The 6733-nt window shown below is 68.2% G+C and carries 6 protein-coding genes; all 6 read left to right on the top strand.

Going from position 1 to position 6733, the window contains the following annotated elements; all coding sequences use genetic code 11:
* A partial coding sequence (locus WBP48_RS00060) for a substrate-binding domain-containing protein (RefSeq protein ID WP_424434229.1) occupies positions 1 to 385 on the top strand: 385 nt, incomplete at its 5' end.
* Positions 386 to 433: 48 nt separating this feature from the next.
* Positions 434 to 2137 (top strand): ABC transporter substrate-binding protein, encoded by a 1704-nt coding sequence (locus WBP48_RS00065; protein ID WP_424434231.1) that lies wholly within the window; start codon positions 434 to 436, stop codon positions 2135 to 2137.
* Between the two features lie 3 nt (positions 2138 to 2140).
* Positions 2141 to 3127, top strand: a complete 987-nt coding sequence (locus tag WBP48_RS00070) for an ABC transporter permease (RefSeq protein WP_424434234.1) — start codon at positions 2141 to 2143, stop codon at positions 3125 to 3127.
* Positions 3128 to 3143: 16 nt separating this feature from the next.
* Positions 3144 to 4142, top strand: a complete 999-nt coding sequence (locus tag WBP48_RS00075; protein ID WP_424434237.1) for an ABC transporter permease — start codon at positions 3144 to 3146, stop codon at positions 4140 to 4142.
* A 1-nt stretch (position 4143) separates the two neighbouring features.
* Positions 4144 to 5850, top strand: a complete 1707-nt coding sequence (locus WBP48_RS00080; protein ID WP_424434240.1) for an ABC transporter ATP-binding protein — start codon at positions 4144 to 4146, stop codon at positions 5848 to 5850.
* A partial coding sequence (locus tag WBP48_RS00085) for a glucoamylase family protein (protein WP_424434243.1) occupies positions 5847 to 6733 on the top strand: 887 nt, incomplete at its 3' end. The genes WBP48_RS00080 and WBP48_RS00085, both read left to right, overlap by 4 nt.

Consider the following 6733-nt stretch of genomic DNA (forward strand, 5'->3'; position numbering starts at 1 on the left):
GGGCGAGCCGCTGCGTCGCGGGTTCGACGTGCGCTCCGGCGCGCTCGCGGCGCGCACCCTGCACGACGAGGGCGAGTTGCCCGATGCCCTGGTGTGCGCCAACGACGAGCTGGCGATCGGCCTTCTCGCCACTCTCCCGGGCCTCGGGCACCGTGTCCCCGCCGACGTCGCGATCACCGGTTTCGACGACCAGACCCTCGCCGAGATCGCCTCCCCCCGACTGACCACTGTCCACCAGCCGATCGCGGAGATCGGCGCACGCGCCGCGGCGTTCGCCCTGGCATCCGATGCTGAGCTCCCCCTGCTTCCCCCGCTGACGACGCTGCCGACGCGGCTCGTCGTCCGCGAGTCGTGCGGCTGCGAGGAGATCACCCTGACCGACTGAGACCGACCGGGCGTCGATGCCCGGCCCCCAAGGAACGAGGAGGTTCCGATGAGGAAGCGAACGAGAGGTGCAGTGGGAGCCCTCGCCGTGGTCGCGCTGCTGGCGACGCCCGCCTGCGCCGACATCGGGCTGGAGCCCGCGCCCCGGGCGCCAGAGGGCTACATCGCCGAGATCCGGATGCCGTCGGAGGCCAGCTCCTCGGTGCAGGGTCTGATCAACTACAACTACCTCGCCCCGAACGCGACGGTGCAGACGTGGCTGTTCGAACCGCTCATGATCCGCGACCGGTTCACGTGCGATGCCGTCCCGTGGCTCGCCCTCTCGTACGAGTGGCCCGAAACCGACCGCATGATCGTCCACCTGCGCGAAGGTGTGCGGTGGAGCGATGGCGAGCCGTTCACGGCCGACGACGTCGCCTACACCTTCACCGCAGGCAAGGAGTTCCCCGCAGCGGACCGCAACGGCATCTGGGGCGATTACTACGGCGCCCCCGCCGAGGCGGTCACCGCCCTCGACGAGCTCACCGTCGAGTTCCGCTTCACCGGCCCCGCGGTTCCCAAGACCGACGACGTCCTGCAGAACACCAAGATCCTGCCCGCACACATCTACGCGGAGCAGGGCGATCCGACCGCGTTCGTCGACACGGAAGGCGTCGGCACCGGACCATTCGTGCCGAAGGAGTACAACGGTCGTCGCCTGGTGATGGAGCGCAACGAGAACTACTGGGATGCCGAGGATCTGAAGATCCAGCAGATCTCGCTCGAAGGCTCGTACGATGCCAACTCCGCCGCGCTGAAGCTGCGCTCGGGCGCGCTCGACCTGTATCGCGGAGACATCCCGAACCCGCCGCGCTCGATCGTGTCGGCCGATCCCGAGAACGCGCACTTCTTCTACCCGCCCGACTCCACGACGGTGCTCGTGCTCAACAACGAGCGCCCGGTGCTGAGTGACCCGGCCTTCCGCGAGGGCGTGGCGTACGCGATCGACCGCGAAGCACTGAGCGAGCGAGCCAGCTACGGGATCATGGATCCCGCCAGCCAGACCATGCTGCTGCTGCCGTTCCAGCAGGCCGAGGTGCCTGAGGCCTGGAAGGGCAAGGAGTTCATCCCGTACGACCCCGACGAGGCGAACCGCCTGCTCGACGAGGCCGGGTATCAGAAGAACGCAGACGGCTGGCGTGTCGATGCGAACGGCACCCCGCTGTCGTTCACCTTCAGCGTGCAGGCCGGCTGGATGGACTTCATCGCGATGGCGGACGTCATCGTCCGCAACCTCCGGGCCGTGGGCGTCAAGGCGAAGATGGTCGCCACCGACCCCAACGCCGTGGACGGCGTGCAGCGCTCCGGCAACTTCGACATGGTCCTGAACTTCGTCGGCGGCGGATGTCAGCGCGCTCGCGATCTCGGGTCGCGCCTCGTGTCGTCGCAGATCTCTCACGACCAGGAGCTGTTGAACAACCGCGCCCGCTTCTCCGACCCCGCCATAGACGGCCTCATCGCCGAGTGGGCGAATACGACCGACGAGACCCAGGCGAAGAAGCTCCAGGATCAGGTCGTCGACGTCTTCATGACGCAGTTCCCCTATATCGCGTTGCAGTACGCGCCCAGCCGTCTCATCTACCGCACCGAGAACGCCACCGGGTGGCCGAGCGAGGAGAACCCCTACCCCGTCGATCAGCTCATCCGCATCGCGACACAACTGCGAGCACCCGGGGATGCCGGCGGCACCTCCGGCGCCGAGGGAGACGAGTGACCCATGCGCTACTACGCACGCAAGATCGGCTACTTCGTCCTCACCCTGTGGGCGGCGGTGACGCTCAACTTCATCATCCCGCGACTCCAGCCCGGTGATCCCGCCGAGATCATGGTGCAGCAGCTCACCGGAAAGGGCGAGATCGACCCGGCCCAGGTTGCCTCCGTCAAAGCGATGCTCGGCTACGGCGACGACAACGTCTTCGTCGCCTACGTGAAGTACCTCGGCCAGATCGTCCAGGGCGACTTCGGCATCTCGTTCACGTACTTCCCCTACCCGGTGACCGACGTCATCTGGAAGGCGCTGCCGTGGACACTGGTGCTCGTCGGGCTGACGCAGGTGCTGTCGTTCCTCATCGGCACGCTCCTCGGCGCGATCGCGGCGTGGAAGCGCAACAGCCGCTTCGACGCGACGATCTCGATCGGCTCGACCTTCGTCGGCAATCTGCAGTCGGTGTGGATCGGTCTCATGGTCCTGTACGTCTTCGCCTACGTGCTCGGGTGGTTCCCGGCATCCGGCGGCTACGGATACACGCAGGAGGACTTCTCCCTCGTGCACATCGCCGATGTCATCGCCCACGGCTTCCTGCCGGCATTGACTCTCATGATCACCGCGCCCATCGGCTTCATTCTGTCGATGCGCAACACGATGGTGCAGGTGCTCGGTGAGGACTACATCCGCCTCGGCACGGCAGCGGGCCTCAAGCAGCGCACGCTCGCGCTGGGGTACGCCGCGCGCAACGCGCTGCTGCCGGTCGTGACGAGCTTCGCGCTGTCGCTCGGCGTGCTCATGGGCGGATCGATCCTGATCGAGACGGTCTTCGACTATCCCGGCATGGGGCGACTGATGGGCGAGGCGACGAGCAACCGGGACTTCCCGCTCATGCAGGCGATCCTGCTCGCGACGATCGTCATCGTGCTCACGGCGAACTTCATCGTCGACCTGCTGTATCCGCTCATCGACCCGCGGGCGCGCAAGGCCAAGGCCTGAAAGGCAGGTGAACGACATGTCCGACAACAACTCCATGCCCCACCAGGCGGAGCTGCCACCCGAGGTCGCCGACGAGGTGGGTCTTCAGACCCGCCCGACCCGCACCTACCGCCGTCGGGTCACCGACGCGGACGCCTCGACCAAAGAGGTCGTCGCGATCGTCCGTCCGCCGCGCTGGTATCAGGTGATCTGGTCGAGCACGAAGGCACGTATCGGCATCGTGATGCTCACGGCGTTCCTCCTGATCGCCCTGCTGGCCGAGGTGATCTCGCCGCACAGCCCGACCGACTCGAGCTTCGCGCCGGTGCAGGATCCGAGCTGGGCGCATCCGCTCGGCACCAACTCCCTCGGTTACGACCTGTGGGCGCAGCTGGTCTTCGGTACGCGGCTCTCGCTGGCGATCGGCGTGCTCGGCGGTCTCGCGACGATCCTCATCGCGCTCGTGATCGGCCTCATCGCCGGCTACACGGAGGGCTCCGCGCTCGACGACGGGCTCTCGTTCCTCACGAACCTGGCCCTCGTCGTGCCGGTCCTCCCGCTGATGATGGTCATCGTCGCCTACAGCGAGACGCGCGGCCTTCTGCTGCTCGTGTTCGTCGTCGCGATCACCAGCTGGGCGGGAGCCGCGCGCGAGATGCGCTCGCTCATCATCTCGATGCGCAACCGCGACTATGTCACGGCGGCGCGCTTCGGCGGCGACGGGATGCTGCGCATCGTCTTCCGCGAGATCATGCCCAACATGTCCTCGCTCATCGTGTCGGGGTTCATCGGGGCATCCACTGGCGCTATCGCCGCCGAAGCGGGCCTGTCGTTCATGGGCTTCGGAGACCCCAACACCGTCAGCTGGGGGCAGATGCTCGCCCAGGCCAACGCCAACGGCGCGCTCGTGCAGGGGCTGTGGATCTGGCTCGTCGCCCCCGGCCTCATGCTCGCGCTGCTCATGACGTCTCTCACGTTCGTCAACTTCGGCGTCGACATGCTGAGCAATCCCCACCTGCGCGAAGAGGAGAACTGAGATGAGCGAACGCAACACCGGCGACGGCTCCCCCGTGCTGTCCGTCCAGGACCTGTCGGTGCGCTACGCGCCGAAGATCGGGCCGGCCGTCGATGCCGTCAAGCACGCCTCGCTGCAGGTCGCTCCCGGCGAGTTCGTAGGCCTGGCCGGCGAATCGGGATCGGGCAAGACGACCTTCGCGCAGGCCGTGCTCAAGCTGCTCCGCAGCCCCGGGCACATCACCGGCGGGCGCATCGCGTGGGGTGACACCGATGTGACGGACCTGGATGCCGATGCGGTGCGTCCGCTGCGCTGGAGCTATGTCTCGACGGTGTTCCAGTCGAGCATGAACTCGCTGAACCCCGTCGTCAGGGTGCGGCGGATGTTCGAGGACGTCATGCGCGAGCACGACGGCTCCGACGCCGCGGCGGCACGCACCCGAGCCGAAGAGCTGTTCGACCTCGTCAGCATCGACGCGAAGTTCCTCGACATGTTCCCCCACGAACTGTCCGGCGGCATGCGCCAGCGCGTCAACCTGGCCCTGGCACTGACCCTCAACCCGCATCTGGTGCTGTTCGACGAGCCGACGACCGGCCTCGACGTCGTCGTGCAGAAGTCGATCCTCGACAAGATCCGCGAGCTGCAGGAGCGCGAGCGGTTCGGGGCGATCCTCATCACCCACGACATGGGCACGCTGCTGGATTTCTCCGACCGCATCGCCGTCATGTACGAGGGCGAGATCGTGGAGGACATCGGCGCGCAGCGCGCCGTGGACATCGGGCCGCGGCATCCGTACTCGATCCACCTCGTCGGCTCGTACGCGGAACTGCTCGGCGAGGAGGTCGCCGGCTACGAGGGCGCGGAGCTCTCGCACCCCGGCGACGTCGCCGCCGAAGCGCCGACGGAGCATCCCGTCGTGCTCGAGGTCGAGGGTCTCGGCCGTCGGTTCGAGAAGCGGCGCGGCATGCGGGTCGAGCACGTGGATGCCGTCACCGACGCCTCCTTCACGCTCGCCGAAGGCGAGGTCACGGCGCTCGTCGGCCAGTCGGGGTCGGGCAAGTCGACCATCGCACGGATCATCACGCGCATCGACGAGCCCACGTCAGGGGTCGTCCGCTACCACGCCAAGAACGACGGCGGAGCGCACGACATCACGAAGCTGCGCGGCAAAGTCGCCCGGGAGTATCGCCGCAACGTCCAGTACGTCTTCCAGGATCCGTACGCGGCGCTGAACCCGACACGGACGGTGGGCTACGCGCTGGCGCGACCGCTCGTGAACTACCTGCATGTCGGCCGCCGCGAGGCGATCGAACGCGCGGCGAGCCTGCTCGAAGACGTCGGGCTGACGCCCGCTGGTCGCTTTCTCGGCCGGCTGCCGCACGAGTTGTCGGGTGGACAGCGTCAGCGCGTCGTGATCGCGCGCGCCCTCGCACCGGAGCCGCGGCTCGTGATCGCTGATGAGCCGATCGCGAGCCTCGACGTCTCCATCCGCGCCGAGATCCTCGAAGTGCTGCAGTCGCTCGTGAAGACGCACGGCGTCGGGATGCTGTACATCACGCACGACCTGCTCTCGGCGAGGAGCCTCGCGGGCGAGGCGATCGTGCTGCGCGAAGGCCGCATCGTCGAGCAGGGTTCGGCGGCGGACGTCATCGACGAACCCCGCGAGGAGTACACGCGCCGGCTGCTCGACGCCATCCCCAACCCCTTCCACAAGCGGAGTGCCGCATGACGAGCGCGCTGCCGTCCGACATCCGCGAACTGACCGAGCACGAAGTCGACGCCAGCATCCGCTGGCTGTGGGAGCACGCCACCGCCGACCTCGCCAGTCCCGGCTGCGGGCTCGTGCTCGATCGCGACGACCTGCCGGGGGTGGCCACGGTCGCCGCGACGGGGTTCGCGCTCGCCGCCTGGTGCGTCGGCGTCGAGCGGGGGATGCTGACCGCGGCATCCGTCCTCGACCGCATACGCGCGACGCTGCGCACCCTCGAGGAATCGGTGCCGCACAAGCGCGGCTTCCTCGCGCACTTCGTCGACGCCGACACCGGCGAGCGGCAGGGACGATCGGAGTACTCCACGATCGACACGACCCTCGCGCTGTGCGGCGCCGTCGTGGCGGCGCAGTACCTGCAGGATGCCGAGGTCGCGGCACGCGTCGAGCGGTTGCTCGATCGCGTCGACTGGTCGTGGCTCGCCGAGGAGCGGGACGGGCGCACGGTGCTGCGGATGGCGTGGGTCGCCAGCCCCGACGACGACTATGCGGAGGGGGCCGACGCGGGCGGGTTCGTCAGCGCGTGGTCGATGACGGCCGAGCAGCTGCCGATGTACCTGCTGGCGGCGGGACATGCGGACGTTGCCGACGAGCTCGCGCGGGCGCTGTGGCGCGGCTTCGACAAGCCGGTCGGCGCCTACGGAGGACACGAGTGCGTGTACGAGCCGGGCGGAACGCTGTTCACCTACCACTTCCCGCTGGCGTTCTACCCGTTCCAGCGGGTGCGCGACCTCGACGGGCGCGACTGGTGGGCCAACGCCCGCGAGGCCTCGCTCGCCTCGAAGGCGTGGTGCGCCGACCGGTCGGCGCGGTTTGCAACCTTCGCCGCGGGGCTGTGGGGGCC

The organism is Microbacterium sp., assembly GCF_049661145.1.
Classification (GTDB): domain Bacteria; phylum Actinomycetota; class Actinomycetes; order Actinomycetales; family Microbacteriaceae; genus Microbacterium.

Bases quoted from the DNA above. Each gene is read 5' to 3' on its own strand.
- WBP48_RS00065 (WP_424434231.1), top strand. From the start codon at position 434: ATGAGGAAGCGAACGAGAGGTGCAGTGGGAGCCCTCGCCGTGGTCGCG.
- WBP48_RS00070 (WP_424434234.1), top strand. From the start codon at position 2,141: ATGCGCTACTACGCACGCAAGATCGGCTACTTCGTCCTCACCCTGTGG.
- WBP48_RS00075 (WP_424434237.1), top strand. From the start codon at position 3,144: ATGTCCGACAACAACTCCATGCCCCACCAGGCGGAGCTGCCACCCGAG.
- WBP48_RS00080 (WP_424434240.1), top strand. From the start codon at position 4,144: ATGAGCGAACGCAACACCGGCGACGGCTCCCCCGTGCTGTCCGTCCAG.